A 16789-nucleotide genomic window follows, 5' to 3' on the forward strand; every position below is an offset into this window, starting at 1 on the left:
GACCCATGCCCACACACCCCGTGACAAGTGCATCAGCCGAACCCCGTGAGGACGAGGTGCTGGCGAGCGCCGAGGACGTACGGACCTATCTCGCGCAGCTGCCGCGGCCCGCCAGCCAGGTGTCGATCGTGGTCGCCGACGTGGACCTGGTCCGCGTCCTGACGCTCGCCGACCCGGAGGTCACCGCGAAACGGTTCGCGATGCGGATCGAGCGGTGGGAGTCCCCGCACAGTCGGTGGAACGGCCGCCTCGGCTGGGCGCCGGGAGTGCTCCGCCAAGAGATGCGCTATCCACGCAGCGGCGTCGGCACCGCCGAGGTCGAGATCGTGCTACGCGAGCCGATCCCGCTCGCCGCGATCGTTCGCGCCGTCTACCCGCTCTTCGCGGTCACGCGCGGGCAGCACGGCTACGGGTACGTCGAGCTCGGCACCGACGCGCTCGCGCCCGCCGGGCTCGGGCTGCTGCCCACGCCGACAGCCCCGGGCATCCCGGAGCTGCCGGTCGACCACCTCAGTGGCGTCGGCCTGAGCTTGGCCGACTTCGGCCTGGTCAGCGACCCGTCGCGGCTGGCCGAGCTGACCGCAGTCAAGGACGACCCGGCGAACACGGTCTTCCGGCACCCGCTGGCCGTCGACCCCACGACCGGACACCTGGTCGTCTCCGACCGTGGCATCGCGCCGTTGGTCGACCTCAACGTGCACAATCCGGTCGGGCGGTTCCAGGGTTGGTACGACCCCGACGGCTGGCTGACGGCGACCCTCGCCTCCGGGCAGCTGCGGCTCGAGCCGACCGCTGCCTCGACCTCCGCGGCGACGGGGTTCGCTCAGGCGCTGACGGAGCCGCTGCGCGCCGCGGACGTGCGCAGCCTGCGCCGGATCGAGTCGGTCGATCTGTCCGGCCTCGAGGTGACCGACGCCGGCGAGGAGCGTGCGGTATATCGCCGGCTGGCCGAGCTGGCGGCCACCGGCGTCATCCTGCACTCGCTCCCCGCCGCGATGCGGCTCGCCGAGGACGTACTCGGCAAGGAGCTGGCTGCGATGCTGCGCCTGCCGCACCGACCGAGCAGCGGCCTGGTGCGCGAGCTGCGGTCGGTGCCCCAGCGACGCGAGGCGATGGAGCGCTTCGGCGGCTTCTTCGAGCTCGCCGGCCACGCCCAGGAGCACGGGCACCGGCTGCTCCCCAAGGTCAGCGCCGTCCTCTCCACAATGCGGCCGGGCCGGGTCGCCGGGGTGATCGAGGCACTCGCCGCGCAGCGTTATCCGCACCTGGAGATCATCGTTGCCGTCCACGGTGCCGAGGGGCCGCTCCCGCCGCGGCTGGAGAAGGTCATCGCAGCGACCGGCGCGATCCTCACCCGCCACGAGAAGGCGAAGGCGTTCGGTTCCGTCCTGGCCGATGCGGCGCGGGTGGCGTCGGGCGACCTGGTCGTGAAGATCGACGACGACGACATCTACGGCCCGCAGGTGATCGGCGACCTGGTGCTCGCCTACCTCTACTCCGGTGCCGACATGGTCGGGAAGACGACCGAGTACCTCTACCTCGAGGCGCTCGACCACACCGTCCACCGCACCTTCGCGACCGAGGCGTACCACTACCAGCTCGCCGGCGGCGCGATGATGCTCTCCACAGGCATGCTCAACGAGATCGGTGGATGGCGGCCCACGCCCAACTCGACCGACCGGTCGGTGCTGATCCGGGCTGGGAACGTGGGTGCGATCGGCTATCGCACCCATGGGCTCGGCTACGTCTACATCCGTCACGCCGACGGACACACCTGGCGGCGTGACGACTCCAGCCTGGTCGCCGGCTCCTACGAACAGTGGCCACGCTTCATGCCCGAGATCGTCGAAGGCTGAGCGCTCACACGCTCGGCCGTCCAGAACCCCCTAGCGAACCCCCACAGAAGGCCCAGAGAAGGACTCCATGCCGAAGTCATTGACCCCCAATCCCGCGCTCAGCGACGTCGTCTTCAAGAACCAATGGCGCGACGTGTTCGACGGCACCGTCCCGGACGGCTGGGAGCCGACGCTGAAGGTCTCGGTGGTGACCGCCGCCTTCAACTCCAAGACCCTCGATCTCACCCTCGCCTCGCTCGCGGCGCAGGACTATCCCGAGGAGCTCCTCGAGGTCATCGTCATCGACGACGGCAGTGAGCCGGCGGTCGAGATCGGGACGTACGCCCCGAAGAACACGCGACTGATCCGAGTCCACGAGGAGCTCGGCGAGGGCTGGGGACGCTCCAACGCGCTGCAGATCGGTATCGAGGCCTCCGACGGCGACATCATCTACTGGGTCGACTCGGACATGATCCTCTTCTCCGACAACGTGCGTGAGCACGCGAAGTGGGCGCACTTCATCCCCGAGGCGGCGACCATCGGCCACAAGGGGTTCGTCGAGGAGTGGGACTTCACTCCTGAGCAGGTCTTCGATGAGGTCAGATCCGGCGAGATCCGCAAGCACCACGACCTGGAGACTCTGCACCGGCACTGGTCGCTGGACATCTACGAGGAGACCGACGACCTCAACGCCAGCGGTGGTCGCAACTACTCCACGCACATGGGGGCGTGCGCCACGGTCACCCGCTCGGTCTACGAGCAGACCTTCGGGCAGCGTCCTGAGCTGAAGCTCGGAGACGACACCGAGATCGCCTACCAGATCTGGCAGCGGGGCGCGGTCTTCATTCCGGTGCAGTCGGCCCAGACCTATCACCTGGGTCGTGCGACGGTGCAGGACAAGGGCCGCGAGGTCGCTCACTTCAACGACGTCCACTTCGCGCAGCGGATGCCGATCCCGCGCTACCGGCGCGCCGCGACGAACCGGCAGTGGGAGGTGCCGTTCGTCACCGCGGTGGTAAAGGTCGACATCGACACCGCCGAGGTGGCCCGGCGCTGCGTAGACATGCTGCTCAACCAGACCGAGTCCGACCTGCAGGTGCTGCTTGTCGGTCCCTGGTCGACGCTGGAGACCGGGCGCCGTCGGGTGCTCGCCGACGTGGCGGTAGAGCTTCACCTACTGCAGGAGTGGTATCGCTGCGAAGGCCGCGTGACGATGGTCGAGGACGACCCCGACGACGTCTTCCCCTCGCCCTACCGCCTCGACGTACCGGTCACCCTCGGACTGGGACCCAGTGCGCTGAACGAGATCATGCGGGACGTCTACGGCAACGACCTCGGCGTGGTGAACTACTTCCCGCCCGAGGGTGTCGAGCAGTCCGAGGTTCTCACGATCAGGCCGACCCAGGCCTACAGCCGGGCGTTGCGATACGCCTCCGAGACGGTCAGCCCCATCGAGGCCCTCGACGCCGTGTGGGGCGTCGAGTGGCGCTCCAGCAAGGAGCTCGGTCTCGTCGACCTTCGCACGGCCGAGCCGGTCAAGAAGATCACCCGTGGGGACAGTGACCTGGCCGTGGCCGATCTGCGGGAACAGCTGGCGATGGCACGCCAGCGGATCGAGAACGTCAGGAACCGGGCACACGCCAACCGGAAGCGCGCCGAGGTCGCCGAGGCACGCGCCGAGGCGCTGGGCATCAAGCGCCGCGTCCGCAGCAAGGTCGGGCGGGTTGCGCGCGGTCTGCGGCGTTCATGAACGGGATCACCGAGGAGCAGATTCAAGGGCTCGTCGAGGCCAGAGACGTCGCCGGAGCCGTAGCCGCGCTCGAGGCGTGGCGCCAGCAGAGCGGGCGGAGTCCTGACGAGGGACTGTTGATCGCCGCCGAGGCCCTGCAGCACGGTGCCGGTCGTCTCGTTGCTGACCGTCTGGTCCGGCCGGACGGGACCCTTGACGGGAGCGGGTTCAACGCCGCCGTGCGCTTCCTCAGCTTCTACGGGTTGCAGGATCTGGCGGCCGGAGTGGTCGGCGAGGTGGAGCAGCTCGGGTTGCTCCCCGGCGGCGACCAGCGGTTGGAGAGCGCCAAGAGCGTCATCGACGGCGTGCGTCGCCAGCTCGAGGAGTTCACCAAGCACGTCGACAGTGGGGCATACGAGCTCGTCCGGCTCACCGAAGCGCGCGAGTTCGAGCGCCGTCCGATGCCAGATCGCCTTCCGCTCGACACCGAGGCAGACCTGGTCTGCTTCCAGACCGGGTCGAGGATCGGGGATCATCCGTCCACCTTCGACCAGGACTTCGCCGCGCTGCCGGTCGACCAGCGCGAGGCCCTGCTGGCGGCCGGGTTCGACCGCGGGCACACCGAGACCGACGTCGAGCGGGTCTTCCTCGCCCGAGACGTGCGTTTCTGCATCAGCGACGAAGATGTCGCCACGGCCTTCACCGGACAGCGCCGTACCCGCGTGATCCGCGCCTCCCGGTACGCCAAGGCCAGCAGCCTCAACGTCGCCGCGCCCGTCACTGACCAGATCCCTGCTGCGTACGTCTTGCCGTTCGCGCACAACTACGTGAACTACTATCACGCGATCGCTGAGACGGCGGCTGGCCTGCGGAGCGTCCACCGGGTGCCCGACCACGTCCCGATCGTCTACGTCGAGGACCGCTTCGGTGTCCTGCCGTTCGTCTTCGAGCGGCTCGGGCTCGATCCGTCCCGCCTGGTCGCCGCCAAGGATCTCGAGACCACCCTCGTCGCCTGTGCCTACTGGCCGGACCCGCCGCCATTCCTGTGGGCGAGCTGGGTCTATGACTTCTTCGGCGCACTGGGGTCGGGCGACATCGACCGCCGCTACCGACGCGTCTACCTCTCCCGGGCCCGGTCGATACGCTCGTTCGACAACGAGGCCGACGTCGAGAGTGCCCTCGCCCGCCTCGGCTACCAGATCGTCTACGCCGAAGACCTGGACATCGACGAGCAGGCACATGTCTTCGGCGCCGCCGACGTCATCGTCGCCCCACACGGTGCCGGCCTCACCAACCTGGTCTTCTCCCGCTCCGGCACCCGGCTCGTGGAGCTGTTTCCCTCGACGTTCGTGAAACCCAACTTCTATCTCAGGTCCAAGCACCTCGGGGTCGACTATCGGGCCATGGTCGTATCCGACAACACCGTCGACCTGAGCCTTCTCCTCCAGCTCGTCGGGAGTGTGGATCGGCCGTGGGCTCCGGGCTGGTTGGCTGCGTGGTCGGTGCGGCGCTGAAGGCGGGGCGTCACCTGTGGCGGGTGGCCGGCGACAGGCTCGAGCTCGACGTCCGTCGATGAGTGACCTCCGCGGGTTATCCTCGACCCGCTGGGGTTCCCCTGAGCAGCGGCGATTAGATTTGCTGGCTCACCTCAGCCACGCTGATGTGTTGCGAACTGTGTACGACCACGTGGTCCTGAGCCGGGGGAGAAGCCGATGTACCTCAAGCGTCTGACGCTGAAGGGTTTCAAGTCGTTCGCCTCCGCTACGACCCTCGAGCTCGAACCGGGGATCACCTGCATCGTCGGCCCCAACGGCTCGGGCAAGTCCAACGTCGTCGACGCGCTCGCCTGGGTCATGGGCGAGCAGGGCGCCAAGAGCCTGCGCGGCGGCAAGATGGAGGACGTCATCTTCGCCGGTACGGCCGGGCGCGCCCCGCTGGGCCGCGCCGAGGTCTCGCTGACAATCGACAACACCGACGGCGCGCTGCCGATCGAGTACGCCGAGGTCACCATCTCGCGCACGATGTTCCGCAACGGCGGATCGGAGTACGCCATCAACGGCAGCCCGTGCCGGCTGCTCGACGTCCAGGACCTCCTCTCGGACTCCGGCATCGGCCGCGAGATGCACGTCATCGTCGGCCAGGGCCAGCTCGACACGATCCTGCGCGCGACCCCGGAGGACCGTCGCGGCTTCATCGAGGAGGCCGCCGGCGTCCTCAAGCACCGCAAGCGCAAGGAGAAGGCGCTGCGCAAGCTCGACTCCACGCAGGTCAACCTGGACCGGCTCCAGGACCTGCTCGTCGAGATCCGCCGCCAGCTCAAGCCGCTCGGCCGCCAGGCGGAGGTCGCCCGGCAGGCGCAGACGGTGCAGATGGACGTACGCGACGCGAAGGCCCGCATCTACGCCGACGACCTGGTCACCGCCAAGACCGAGCTCGACAAGGAGCTCGCCGACGAGGGTGCGCTGCTGGCCCGGCGTGCCGAGGTCGAGGAGACCATCGCGGAGGGACGCGAGCAGGAGGCGGTCCTGGAGGCCGCTCTGCGCGAGGACCTGCCGGCGCTGGCCGCCGCGCAGGAGACCTGGTTCGCGCTGAACTCCCTGCGCGAGCGGTTGCGCGGCACCCAGTCGCTGGCCTCCGAGCGGGTGCGCAACGCGGCCGGCTCCGAGGACCTCGAGGTGCGCCAGGGGCGCGACCCCGAGGAGCTCGAGGCCCAGGCCGAGGTGGCGCGCGAGCAGGAGGAGACCGCCGACGCCGAGGTCGAGGAGCTTCGCTACTCCCTCGAGGAGGCCGTCGAGTCTCGTAAGGAAGCGGAGGATGCCGCGGCCGAGGAGGAACGCCGGGTCAAGGGGCTCGAGCGCGCCGCCGCCGACCGTCGCGAGGGGCTGGCTCGGTTGACCGGTCAGGTCAATGCGCTCAAGTCGCGCGCCGCTGCCGCCGATGACGAGGTCGGGCGCCTGACCACTGCTCGCGAGGAGGCGCTGGCACGCGCCGAGCGGGCCCAGCGCGACTTCACCGCCCTGGAGACCAAGGTCGCCGGGTTGGACGCGGGGGAGGAGGGCCTCGACGCCGAGCACGAGGCCGCTGCCGCCGCGCTCGAGGACATCGAGGAGCGACTGGCCAAGCTGCAGGCCGAGGCGCAGCAGGCCGACCGGGACCGCTCGACGTTGGCCGCCCGCAAGGACGCCCTGGAGATGGGTCTGAACCGCAAGGACGGCGCCGGCGCGCTGCTCGGCTCCGACCTTCCGGGAGTGCTGGGGTCTGTCGCCTCGCTGCTGGCGGTGCGCTCCGGCTATGAGGCCGCGGTCGCGGCGGCACTCGGGACCGCGTCGGACGCGGTCGTCGTCGAGTCCGCCGAGCGTGCCGTCGGCGCGATCGAGCACCTCAAGACCGAGGACCTCGGCCGGGCCGGGCTGCTCCTGGGCGGCTCGCCCGAGGAGACCGGTGGATGGCCGGCGCTGCCCGCCGGCGCCGAGTACGCGTTGGACGTGGTCGAGTGCCAGCCGGTGCTGCGGCCCGCGGTGGCGCGGCTGCTCGACAAGGTCGCGGTGGTCGAGGACCTCGCCACGGCCCGCGCGCTCGCGGCGGAGAACCCCGAGATCACCGCGGTGACCCGCGAGGGCGACCTGATCGGCGCTCACTTCGCCTCCGGCGGCTCCTCCAGCGTGCCCAGCCTGATCGAGGTGCAGGCCGCGGTCGACGAGGCCACCGCCCAGCTCGCCGAGGCCCATGCCGTCTCCGAGCGGGCCACCTTCGAGACCTCCCGGCTCGAGGCCGAGCGGCTGGCCGCGCAGAAGCGCGTCGACGTCGCGCTGGCCAAGCTGCACGAGTCCGACGCGACCCTGGCCGCCGTCGCCGAGGAGCTCGGCCAGTTCGGCGCGCAGTCGCGTGCGGCTCGCGGCGAGGCCGAGCGGCTGCTGGCCGCCGTCGAGCAGGCGCAGGAGGCGCGCGAGAACGCCGTCGCCGGGCTCGCCGAGCTCGAGGAGCGCCTGGCGATGGCCGAGGAGGACCCCGAGGACGAGCCCGACCTCAGTGCCCGCGACGGGTTGGCCCAGGCCGCCGCCCGCGACGCACGCCAGCGCGAGATGGACGCGCGGTTGGCGCTGCGTACCTCCGAGGAGCGTGCCCGTGCACTGGCCGGTCGTGCCGACGGACTGCTCCGCGCGGCCCGTCAGGAGCGCGAGCAGCGCGCCAAGGCGGCCGCCCGCCGCGAGCAGATGCGCCGCGAGGGCGAGGCCGCGCGAGCGGTCGGGACCGCGGTGGCGTACGCGCTGGACCGTCTGGAGGTCTCGGTGCAGCAGGCCGCTCGCGCCCGCACCGAGATCGAGGAGTCCCGCGCCGGGCGCGAGCAGGCGCTGCGCGAGTGCCGCTCGCTGCTGCGCAACCTCGGCAAGGAGCTCGAGGAGCTGGTCAACTCCGTCCACCGCGACGAGATGGCCCGCGCCCAGCAGCGCATGCGGATCGAGCAGCTCGAGGAGCGGATCCTCGAGGAGCTCGGTCTCGACGCCGAGGCGATCGTGAAGGACTACGGCCCCGACCAGCTGGTCCCGCAGCACCCCGACGAGGACGGCAACGAGCGCGAGCCGATCGCCTACGTCCGTGCCGAGCAGGCCAAGCGGCTCAAGATCGCCGAGAAGAACCTGCGCGCGCTGGGCAAGGTCAACCCGCTGGCCCTGGAGGAGTTCGCCGCCATGGAGGAGCGTCACAAGTTCCTCACCGAGCAGCTCGAGGACCTCAAGCAGACCCGAAAGGACCTCCTCGACATCGTCAAGGAGGTCGACAACCGCGTCGAGCAGGTCTTCACCGAGGCCTGGGAGGACGTACGCGTCGCCTTCGACCACGTCTTCGCGCGGCTCTTCCCGGGAGGTGAGGGCAGGCTAGTGCTCACCGACCCGGACAACATGCTCACCACCGGCATCGAGGTCGAGGCCCGGCCGCCGGGCAAGAAGGTCAAGCGGCTCTCGCTGCTCTCCGGTGGCGAGCGGTCCCTGGTAGCCGTAGCGTTCCTGGTCTCGCTCTTCAAGGCGCGCCCCTCGCCCTTCTACATCCTCGACGAGGTCGAGGCCGCGCTTGACGACACCAACCTCGGCCGGCTCCTGGAGATCTACGAGGAGCTGCGTGAGTCCTCACAGCTGCTCGTCATCACTCACCAGAAGCGCACCATGGAGGTCGGCGACGCGCTCTACGGCGTCACCATGCGCGGCGACGGCGTCACCACCGTCATCTCGCAGCGCCTCCGCGACGCCCAGCCGGCCTGACAACCAGCTCCTACGCGATCGGACTGCGCGGAGGATCGCGCTGGATCCGAACACCGCAGCGCACGTTGCAGCGCGCCCTCGCCTCGGGTCCGGCGGACTTCATCCGGAGGGTCCTAGAGGATGCGACCCACGTACGGCACCCGGCGGATGACGAGCCAGGCGAGTGCGAACGATCCCGCGACGCCGCCGGTCGCGACGGCAAGCGCCTTCACCTCCGCCGGAACCGGCAGCGGCCGCAGCGCGACGGCAAGGCCGATCAGGACAAAGCCTTGCAGCATGAATGCGGCGTAGGCGCTGCGGCTGATGGCGGGGCCCGCCCAGCGGATGCGTCGGCCCAGGTATCGCTGCGCCACGCCGAGTAACCACACCGGACCGAACACCGCAAGGACGCTCTCCAACGCGGCGAACACGAGCGCGGCCCAGTGCCAGCCTCCCCAGAGGTGCTCCTCGACGCCGAGGGCGCTGGCGATGCCTACGAAGCCGGCCAGGACGACGACGGTCACCAGAGTCGTGGCCCGACTAGGACGGCGAAGCTGGTCGGGGACGGCGTCTAGCCATCCCCGCGTGGAGGCGGCGATACCCAGCATGAAGAGCGCGAAGCACGCCGGCCACTCCCACAGGTTCAGGTCCCAGAAGCCGCTCTCGCTCCCGAACGAGTACACGACGCGGACCAGGAACGACAGCAGGGCAACCGCGGCAGCAAGCAGCGCGAGGTGGCGTGCCGTGAGCTCGCCCGCCCCGTGCCGACCGAGGTACGACGGTCGCAACCGGACCCAGCCCGCGTAGGCGAGGGAGAAGATCAGCAGGACACCCACGAACCAGAGCGGACCTGCGTCGAGCTCACCCTCGTCGCTGAGGAACTCCTCCCAGTAGGAGCCCGGCGCCGCGCCGAGAGGGTGGTAGAGCGCGTACATGAGCATCGGCTGCAACATCAGGACGAACACGACGAAGGGCACACCGAGACGCAGCAACCGGTCCCTTGCGAACCGACCTACGCCCTTGCGTTCCAGCGACCCCGGGGTCAGCATGCCAGCGACCAGGAACAGCAGCGGGATCATGAACAGCGCGAACGGACCCGCTACCACGACGACAGCGGCCTCGATCGCCGGACTGAGGGTGACCTCTTGGACGTCGGCGTACGACCAGTACCGGTCGGAGCCGACGTAGCTCAACACGCCGTGCAACGCGATGATGGCGGAGATCAGGGCGACCTTGAGGTTGTCCAGGTAGAGCCGTCGTCCCTCGGCCCACGCCTCGGCCTTGGAACCATGCCGGCCGGGCGCGGACCCACGAAAGGAACCTGAGTCGCTGACTGCCACAACCCCACAGTCCGGTGTCTCGGGAGCAGACACCAAGAGCCGTACGTCCTCACGGTGCGGGCCGTCGGGCCTGATCCCTCCGCGCGCTCATCGGCGATAGGACACGGGGTGGGCTGCGTTCAGGCTGGCCGTGACGGAACGACGATCCGAGCGCTGATGCGCCACCCGTTGGCCGTTCGCACCACGTCGTCCTTGTAGACGACCGTGCCCGTGCGTCCGTCCGCCATGACCGAGAGGCCCTTGGAGCGCACGCTGGCCCGGTCGTCGCGATCGGGATCGGCTGTGACGATCACGTTGGTGACGTGGTGACCGACGGGCTGATTGCCGGGCGCGGAGGCGAAGAGCTCGATGAGCGCCGGCAGCCCCTTGACCACCCCAAGGTCATAGGCGGTCACGTCATACGACGCCTCGGGCGTCAGCAGGAGTCCAAGGTCATCGGAGCGCCGGTCGTCGGCCAGATGCCCGTGCAAAGAGACCAGCTCGTGGATGGCCAGCCGATCGGCGGTAGTGAGAGGCACTGGGGCTCCTGGGCTTCGTGGAAGTATGTGAACGTGACTGATCCTAAACGGGGCGCGCGCCCCGCTTCAAGCGCGCCGCTCCGTGCGGACGCGGTCGCCAACCGCGCCAAGGTGGTGGCCGCGGCGCGCGCTGCGTTCACGGCCGAGGGGCCTGACGTGTCCCTTGACGAGATCGCCAGGCGTGCCGGCGTCGGCGCAGGCACCGTCCACCGGCACTTCGCCACCAAGGCCGATCTGGTCGAGACGGTGCTCGCGGCGGCGGTTGAGGATCTTGTCGCCACGGCGTCGACGTACGCGGAGTCCGAAGAGCCCGGCGCGGCCCTGCGTGCCTTTCTGGTGCACCTGGTCACAGAAGGAGCTGCGACCCACGAGCTCGCTGCCCGCCTGCGTGTTCGTGCCGGCGACGTCGACGCCGCGGTGTCCGGCCCGGTCGCTGACCTCGATCGCGCGATGGCTCTCCTTCTGTCTCGTGCTCATGACGCGGGCGCTGTCCATGCGGACGTCGACGAGCGCGACCTGGCCGCGATCGTCGCGGCCGCGCACGCGGCTTACGTCCATCCCCTGGGCGGCGAACGCGCGGTGGCACTGGTGCTGCGGGCGCTCGACTGATACGGCACTTCCGAGCCGTGGACCGCGATCAACGTCCGCACCGTGGCGGAGGAGGGACGCTCCTCCGCTCACCCCTGCTCGCGGCTCAGCGGTCGCGGCGGTAGGAGCGGGTGAGGCTGGAGGTCGACGCGACGTACGCCGCAGACTGCGCAGCGCACGTAGACGACTCGGCCCTCCGATGTCTGATGGCTGGACTCGGTGAGCCAGCCGTGGTCGTGGGTGGCGTCCGTGCGCCGGGACTCCTCTGTTGCGCTGTCGGTCATGGCGCCACTCTGCTGTAATGGTCTTATGCATCTCAACCCTTACGGCGAGTACGCCGTGCTCCTGGCCGCTTCGCTGGCCGACGACTGGCCCGAGGACCGGGTCGGGATCGAGGCCCGGACCCGGGAGTTCGGGATGACGATGGACTTCGCGGAGTCTCCGGACGACCACAGTCGCACTCGGCAGGTGATCGATGAGTGGCTTCGCGTCGTCGATGCGTCGGAGCCGGGGGAGAGGGCGCGGTTGCTCAACGAGCTGATGGCGCAGGCGACCGCGTACCCGAGGCTGACCGATCACGGGCGGGAGGGGTGGCACATCCACTACCGCGACGACACCAACGATTCTCTGCCGGATGTGCTGCGAGCGGTGATCAGCGTGGGCACGGCACTGCACCTGACCACTCGGGGCATCCATCGCCTGAGCCGGTGCGAAGCGGGGAAGGTGGAGGGGGACCCATGCTCTTCGGTGGTCGTGGACGTGACCCGCAACGGACGCCAGCGCTACTGCTCTGTCCGCTGTGCCAACCGTGCTGCGGTCCGCCGGCACCGCGCCCGGCGCTCCCAGACCACCTACTGATCAGCACAATGTCAGGTCGAGTCGGTGACGGCTGGCGCGGACGCGAGGCACACTGACCCCATGATGTCCGTGCACGACGGTGGCCGTCCTGAGCTGCGGGTGCGCCTCGCCGCTGAGACCGCCAGCGTGCCGGGCGCGCGCAGATTCGTCACCGACGGTCTCGTGGAGTGGGGCCGTGAGCATCTCGTCGACGATGCCGCCCTGTGCATCACCGAGATGGCGGCGAACTCAGCCCTGCACAGCGGCAGCCCCTACATGCACATCCGGCTGCGTGACCTCGAACCGGCCGTGCGGCTCAGCGTCGAGGACGACGGCGCACTGGTCCCGCTCCCGGCCGTGGCCCCGCCGCCTGTTGAGAGCCAGGGCACCACCGGGCGTGGGTTGGTGATCGTGTCGGTGCTGGCGAAGTCATGGGGGATCGAGGAACGTGCCGACGGGCGGCGTATCTGGGCCGAGCTCGCCGGCGATGGCGTCGAGCACGACGTACGGCCTCCCATGGTGGAGTACGGCGAGCAGGCGATACCGGAGCCGACCGCCCTCCCCGCGGACTGGGTCACTGTGCGGCTTCCCGCCTGTCCGGTGCAGCTGGGGCTCCAGATCGACCAGCGTCTCGACGATCTGGTCCGTGAGCTCCAGCTCATCGACTCCGAGGACGGCCCGACCCCGCCACGCGAGCTCGGCGAGCTCATCGAGCGGCTGGTGACCCGACCGGCCTTCGCACGCCACCTGGGCCGGCGTACCGCCCTGGACGCGGCCGCGGCGGGGCTGGAGTACGTCGACATCGAGATGACCCTTCCCCGCGAGATGGGCGCCGTGGTGCGTGAGCTGCTGGCCGCGGACAACCTGGCCGACGAGCTCGGCGAGACCCACCAGCTGCTCACCCTGCGCTCCACGCCGGAGATGGTGTCGCTGCGGACCTGGTTCACCGAGAGCATCGTCGGGCAGGCGGAGAACGACGCCGACCCGGTGCCGTACGACGAATGGGTGAACGCGCGAGACGGCGCAGGGTGATGTAGTGGTTGACGCCTGACTGCTACTTGGATATGGCATCAGACCAGGTCCTCGGCGATATGAACGCGTATGTCTCATGAACGTTCAATGAACAAAAGGTCAACGCGCGCTAGCAATGGCGCTGATTGGTAAAGGCGGTCCTCTTGAGCCGTCTAGAATTCCTCAGCCGCCGGCTAATTGGTGGCTCCGGCGAGACCCGTCTCGTCATGTTGACGTCCGTCCGGGGGAGCGTCACGTCATAACGAGAAACCTTCGAGGACCCCCCACATGCCTTCGACCCTGCTGTCGTTCCCCCATTACGCGAGCAACCCGTACCTGACCATGCTCACCGTGGCGCCGCGAGCCGCGGGCTGGGATGTCACGGACGGCATCCGAGGTCTACGCCGGCTAGAGGCGCGCGCGGAGCACATGGGGCGGGGAGATGTGCTTCACGTCCACTGGACCTCGCCTGTGACGGCCGGCTGCGAGAGCGTCGAGGAGGCCTGGGCCAACGCGGCCCGGTTCGAGGACGTGCTGAGCGGCCTGCGTGACCGTGGTGCCGACGTGCTGTGGACGGTGCACAACTCGATCGCTCACGAGGCCGACTACGTCGATGTCGAGCTCGCGGTCGCCAAGGCGCTGGCGAGCTACGCGACCCGGATCATCCAGCTCAACCCGGCCACCGTCGAGGAGACCGCGGCCTACTACGCGCTCCCGCCGGACAAGGTCGTCGACCTGCCGCACTCGTCCTACCTCGGTGTCTACCCCGACGGTGGTGACGACGCCGCCTCGCGCGAGCGCATCGGGGTCCCGCAGGGGGTCCCGACGGTCGGCTTCATCGGTCAGATCCGGGCGTACAAGGGCCTTGACGTGCTCTGCCGGGCGGTAGAGATCGCTGCCGAGCAGGTTCCCGACCTGACCTTCGTCGTGGCCGGCAAGGTGGTGCCCGCCTCCGACGTGGAGACGGTCGAGGAGATGCTCTCGGCGCCCAACATCGTCAAGCGCCTCGGGTTCGTCGAGGCCGCAGACTTCTCCGACTGGATGCGGGCCAGTGACGTCGTGGCGCTGCCCTACCGCCGCATCCTCAACTCCGGCTCGCTGCTGGCCGCCGGCACCTTCGGCCGCACCGCCCTGATCCCGGAGGACACCCCGGTCGCGCGGCAGTACGCCGACCAGCCGTGGGTGGTGTCGTACGCGCCGGAGCCCGATGAGCCGGTGGCGCTGGCGGCGGCGATCCTGGAGGCCTTGGACGGGCAGAAGTCGCGGCATCGGGCCGCTCAGGAGTTCACACGTGCGTACACGCCCTACGACATGTCGCGCGACTACCTGCGGCTGCTTGACGGGCTGGCGAGCGATCTGGCCGGCGACCTGGAGAGCGCGGCCTGATGACCACACCGGAGCTTTCCGTGGTCGTCCCGACGCACGATGTCGGCCTGTGGGTCGGCGAGCTTCTCTCCTCCATCCTCGAGGACCAGTCCACGCCCGCCGATCCGGTGGACCTGGAGGTCATCGTCGTCGACGACAGCTCGACCGACGAGACGTTCGAGATCGCCGAGGCGTACGCCGCCCGCGACCAGCGCCTGACGGTGGTCCGCTCGCCGGGGAAGGGCGGGGGACAGGCGCGCAACCACGGTGTCTCGCTGGCGCGCGGCCGCTTCCTCGCGTTCGCGGACGGCGACGACCTGGTGCCCCGCGGGGCGTACGCCGCGATGCTGCGCATGACGCGGGAGACCGGCTCGGACATGGTCGTCGGCCGGTTCTTCAAGCTCTTCAGCGACCGGGTCTGGTGGCCGGTGCGGGCGTGGCCGGCGTTCGACGAGGAGCGCACCCTGGTCACGCTGGCCGACGCGCCGTCCGCGTTGCGCAACCGAGCATGCTGGAACCGGGTCTTCCGGCGCGACTTCTGGGACGCGGCGCAGATCTCGTTCCCCGACGCCTCGCGCTCCAACGACATCGAGCCGATGGTGCGCGCGCTTACCATGGCCCGCTTCGACATCGTCACTGAGACGGTCTACGTCTACCGCGACCGGCCCGGACCGGGATCGATGACGGCGAAGTCGCACTCGCCGGCGGGGATCATCAGCTACCTGGAGCAGGAGCTGCGCTGTGCCCGCAGGATCGTCGCGCTCGGTGACCCGAAGGTGTGCGCGGAGTACGCCTCGCTGGTCTTCGATGCCGACGGTTGGACGGCGATCGTCCGGGCGCTTCGCGGGATGCCGGTGATCGACGCGGCAGCGCTGGAGCCGGCGCGGCTGCTGGTCGGTGAGCTGGTCGGTCTCATCGGTGAGGGTGTCATTGACGAGCTGGACAACGTGAAGCGATGGGGCTGGCGTCTGGTCGAGTCGGGCAGATGGGCGACCGTAGCCCGGCTGATCGGTGACGAGGTCCGCTGGGATGACCGGACCGTTGCTGATGTCCTCGAGACGCTTGGACTGGTCGCTGACAGTGGCGTGGTGCCGCTGCGTACGCTCCAACGGCCGCTCGTCAACGCCTTCGCGACCCTCTCGCTGAGCGACGAGACACTCCTCGGCGACGACCTCGCCGACCTGGTGCTCAAGCATCGCGACCTCTTCACGGCGGTCGCCGAAGCTGCCGAGACGCCCGGTTGGCGCCTGAGCCGGATCATGACGGCGCTCGAGGACGGTCCCGAGCTGCTCCGCCAGGTGGTCGCGGGCGCGACCGACCCGGTGACCGCCATTTCGCTCTCGCTCGTGGACGGACGCGCTCATCTGCGGCTCGCTCACACGATGGTGGGTGCTGAAGGTCTCCGGGTGGTCTTCCTCCACGACAGCCGGCGCCGAACGTTCGACTACGCCGCCGCTGAGCTCGCTTCGGGCAGGCTCGAGGTGGCGCTGCCGACCTCCGCGCTCTCGGGCGGTCGCTGGCGGGTGCGGTTCGAGGGACGCGACGCGCTGGGTGAGTTCGACGGGCCGGTCGTCATCAATGCGGACGCCGTCGGTGAACGCATCGGCGAGGGGGCCCGAATCGTCGAGCTCGAGGGCCGCGCGCGCCATGGGATCGACATCGAGCCGAGCATCGCCGAGCGGGGGGTGCGCAAGGCTCGGCGCGTGGCCGGGCGGATCGCCCGACGAGTCCGCCGGTGACGGCGTCGAGGGCGCGGCCCTCCTGGGTTCTGCTTATGATCAGCCGCGATGAGCACTCCTGACCGCAAGGCCCCGACCCGCGCCGACTACGTGCACTGGCGCACGATCACCACCCGCTGGCGCGACGACGACGCGTACGGTCACCTCAACAACGCGACCTACTACGAGTACTTCGACACCGCCGTCAACGCCTACCTCTTCGAGACGACCGGCGTGAACGTGCGGAAGCTGCCGAAGATCGGGATCGTCGCGGAGACCTCGTGCCGCTACCTGCGCGAGATCGGGTTCCCCGAGCCGGTCGAGGCCGGGCTGGTCGTCGACAAGGTCGGGAGCTCGTCGGTCATCTACCGGATCGGGCTCTTCCAGGGACCGGGCGAGGAGGCCGCCGCCGAGGGCCGGTTCGTGCACGTCTACGTCGACAACACCGACCCATCGCGTCCGGTGACGCCGATGCCCGACGAGATCCGGGAAGCGGTCACGCCGCTGTGGCGGCAGAACTGACGGTGACGCCTCGCTAAATCTTGCGTGGCGCCATTCACCGTTCTCCGGCACTGTGACAGGCTGATCCACCGCCGTAGCACGATCTAGAGCGT

13 protein-coding genes are annotated in these 16789 nt (G+C 69.6%); 10 read left to right on the top strand and 3 right to left on the bottom strand.

The window, feature by feature from the left end; all coding sequences use genetic code 11:
* Positions 1 to 5 precede the first annotated feature (5 nt).
* The 4 genes from ACFX43_RS10735 to smc all read left to right on the top strand — a co-directional run bounded on the left by ACFX43_RS10735 (position 6) and on the right by smc (position 8819).
* The gene (locus ACFX43_RS10735; protein ID WP_378820437.1) at positions 6 to 1856 is read left to right on the top strand and encodes a glycosyltransferase; all 1851 of its coding nucleotides are present in this window, start codon (positions 6 to 8) and stop codon (positions 1854 to 1856) included.
* A gap of 67 nt (positions 1857 to 1923) precedes the next feature.
* Positions 1924 to 3585 carry a glycosyltransferase family 2 protein gene (locus ACFX43_RS10740; protein WP_378820440.1) on the top strand — a complete coding sequence of 554 codons (1662 nt, stop codon included), beginning with the start codon at positions 1924 to 1926 and terminating at the stop codon, positions 3583 to 3585.
* The gene (locus tag ACFX43_RS10745) at positions 3582 to 5078 is read left to right on the top strand and encodes a glycosyltransferase family 61 protein (RefSeq protein ID WP_378820443.1); all 1497 of its coding nucleotides are present in this window, start codon (positions 3582 to 3584) and stop codon (positions 5076 to 5078) included. The genes ACFX43_RS10740 and ACFX43_RS10745 overlap by 4 nt, the downstream gene beginning before the upstream one ends.
* Before the next feature lie 198 nt (positions 5079 to 5276).
* On the top strand, positions 5277 to 8819 hold the full coding sequence (gene smc / locus ACFX43_RS10750; protein WP_378820446.1) for a chromosome segregation protein SMC: 3543 nt from the start codon (positions 5277 to 5279) through the stop codon (positions 8817 to 8819).
* A gap of 113 nt (positions 8820 to 8932) precedes the next feature.
* On the opposite strand, the gene ACFX43_RS10755 is transcribed toward smc, so the two are convergent.
* A complete protein-coding gene (locus tag ACFX43_RS10755; RefSeq protein ID WP_378820449.1) occupies positions 8933 to 10138 on the bottom strand; it encodes an acyltransferase in 1206 nt (401 codons plus the stop codon).
* Between the two features lie 119 nt (positions 10139 to 10257).
* Positions 10258 to 10656 (bottom strand): nuclear transport factor 2 family protein, encoded by a 399-nt coding sequence (locus ACFX43_RS10760; protein WP_378820452.1) that lies wholly within the window; start codon positions 10654 to 10656, stop codon positions 10258 to 10260.
* A 33-nt stretch (positions 10657 to 10689) separates the two neighbouring features.
* Here ACFX43_RS10760 and ACFX43_RS10765 point away from each other — a divergent pair, with 33 nt between their 5' ends.
* Positions 10690 to 11265, top strand: a complete 576-nt coding sequence (locus ACFX43_RS10765; protein ID WP_378820455.1) for a TetR/AcrR family transcriptional regulator — start codon at positions 10690 to 10692, stop codon at positions 11263 to 11265.
* A 68-nt stretch (positions 11266 to 11333) separates the two neighbouring features.
* On the opposite strand, the gene ACFX43_RS10770 is transcribed toward ACFX43_RS10765, so the two are convergent.
* On the bottom strand, positions 11334 to 11528 hold the full coding sequence (locus ACFX43_RS10770; RefSeq protein WP_378820457.1) for a hypothetical protein: 195 nt from the start codon (positions 11526 to 11528) through the stop codon (positions 11334 to 11336).
* A gap of 25 nt (positions 11529 to 11553) precedes the next feature.
* Here ACFX43_RS10770 and ACFX43_RS10775 point away from each other — a divergent pair, with 25 nt between their 5' ends.
* From ACFX43_RS10775 to ACFX43_RS10795, 5 genes are all read left to right on the top strand, one after another.
* Positions 11554 to 12102 carry a CGNR zinc finger domain-containing protein gene (locus ACFX43_RS10775; RefSeq protein WP_378820460.1) on the top strand — a complete coding sequence of 183 codons (549 nt, stop codon included), beginning with the start codon at positions 11554 to 11556 and terminating at the stop codon, positions 12100 to 12102.
* A gap of 60 nt (positions 12103 to 12162) precedes the next feature.
* Complete coding sequence (locus ACFX43_RS10780) at positions 12163 to 13113, top strand: ATP-binding protein (RefSeq protein WP_378820461.1); 951 nt, start codon at positions 12163 to 12165, stop codon at positions 13111 to 13113.
* Between the two features lie 267 nt (positions 13114 to 13380).
* Positions 13381 to 14478: a glycosyltransferase gene (locus tag ACFX43_RS10785; RefSeq protein WP_378820464.1), complete on the top strand. Its 1098-nt coding sequence runs from the start codon at positions 13381 to 13383 to the stop codon at positions 14476 to 14478.
* On the top strand, positions 14478 to 16196 hold the full coding sequence (locus ACFX43_RS10790; RefSeq protein WP_378820466.1) for a glycosyltransferase family 2 protein: 1719 nt from the start codon (positions 14478 to 14480) through the stop codon (positions 16194 to 16196). Before ACFX43_RS10785 ends, ACFX43_RS10790 begins: the two co-directional genes overlap by 1 nt.
* A gap of 48 nt (positions 16197 to 16244) precedes the next feature.
* Positions 16245 to 16697: an acyl-CoA thioesterase gene (locus ACFX43_RS10795; protein ID WP_378820468.1), complete on the top strand. Its 453-nt coding sequence runs from the start codon at positions 16245 to 16247 to the stop codon at positions 16695 to 16697.
* Positions 16698 to 16789: the final 92 nt, after the last annotated feature.

Source organism: Nocardioides sp. YIM B13467, from assembly GCF_042788075.1.
In the GTDB taxonomy this organism is placed as follows: Bacteria; Actinomycetota; Actinomycetes; order Propionibacteriales; family Nocardioidaceae; genus Nocardioides.

Bases quoted from the DNA above. Each gene is read 5' to 3' on its own strand.
- ACFX43_RS10785 (WP_378820464.1), top strand. From the start codon at position 13,381: ATGCCTTCGACCCTGCTGTCGTTCCCCCATTACGCGAGCAACCCGTAC.
- ACFX43_RS10735 (WP_378820437.1), top strand. From the start codon at position 6: ATGCCCACACACCCCGTGACAAGTGCATCAGCCGAACCCCGTGAGGAC.
- ACFX43_RS10790 (WP_378820466.1), top strand. From the start codon at position 14,478: ATGACCACACCGGAGCTTTCCGTGGTCGTCCCGACGCACGATGTCGGC.
- ACFX43_RS10780 (WP_378820461.1), top strand. From the start codon at position 12,163: ATGATGTCCGTGCACGACGGTGGCCGTCCTGAGCTGCGGGTGCGCCTC.
- ACFX43_RS10740 (WP_378820440.1), top strand. From the start codon at position 1,924: ATGCCGAAGTCATTGACCCCCAATCCCGCGCTCAGCGACGTCGTCTTC.
- smc (WP_378820446.1), top strand. From the start codon at position 5,277: ATGTACCTCAAGCGTCTGACGCTGAAGGGTTTCAAGTCGTTCGCCTCC.
- ACFX43_RS10745 (WP_378820443.1), top strand. From the start codon at position 3,582: ATGAACGGGATCACCGAGGAGCAGATTCAAGGGCTCGTCGAGGCCAGA.
- ACFX43_RS10770 (WP_378820457.1), bottom strand. From the start codon at position 11,528: ATGACCGACAGCGCAACAGAGGAGTCCCGGCGCACGGACGCCACCCAC.
- ACFX43_RS10775 (WP_378820460.1), top strand. From the start codon at position 11,554: ATGCATCTCAACCCTTACGGCGAGTACGCCGTGCTCCTGGCCGCTTCG.
- ACFX43_RS10795 (WP_378820468.1), top strand. From the start codon at position 16,245: ATGAGCACTCCTGACCGCAAGGCCCCGACCCGCGCCGACTACGTGCAC.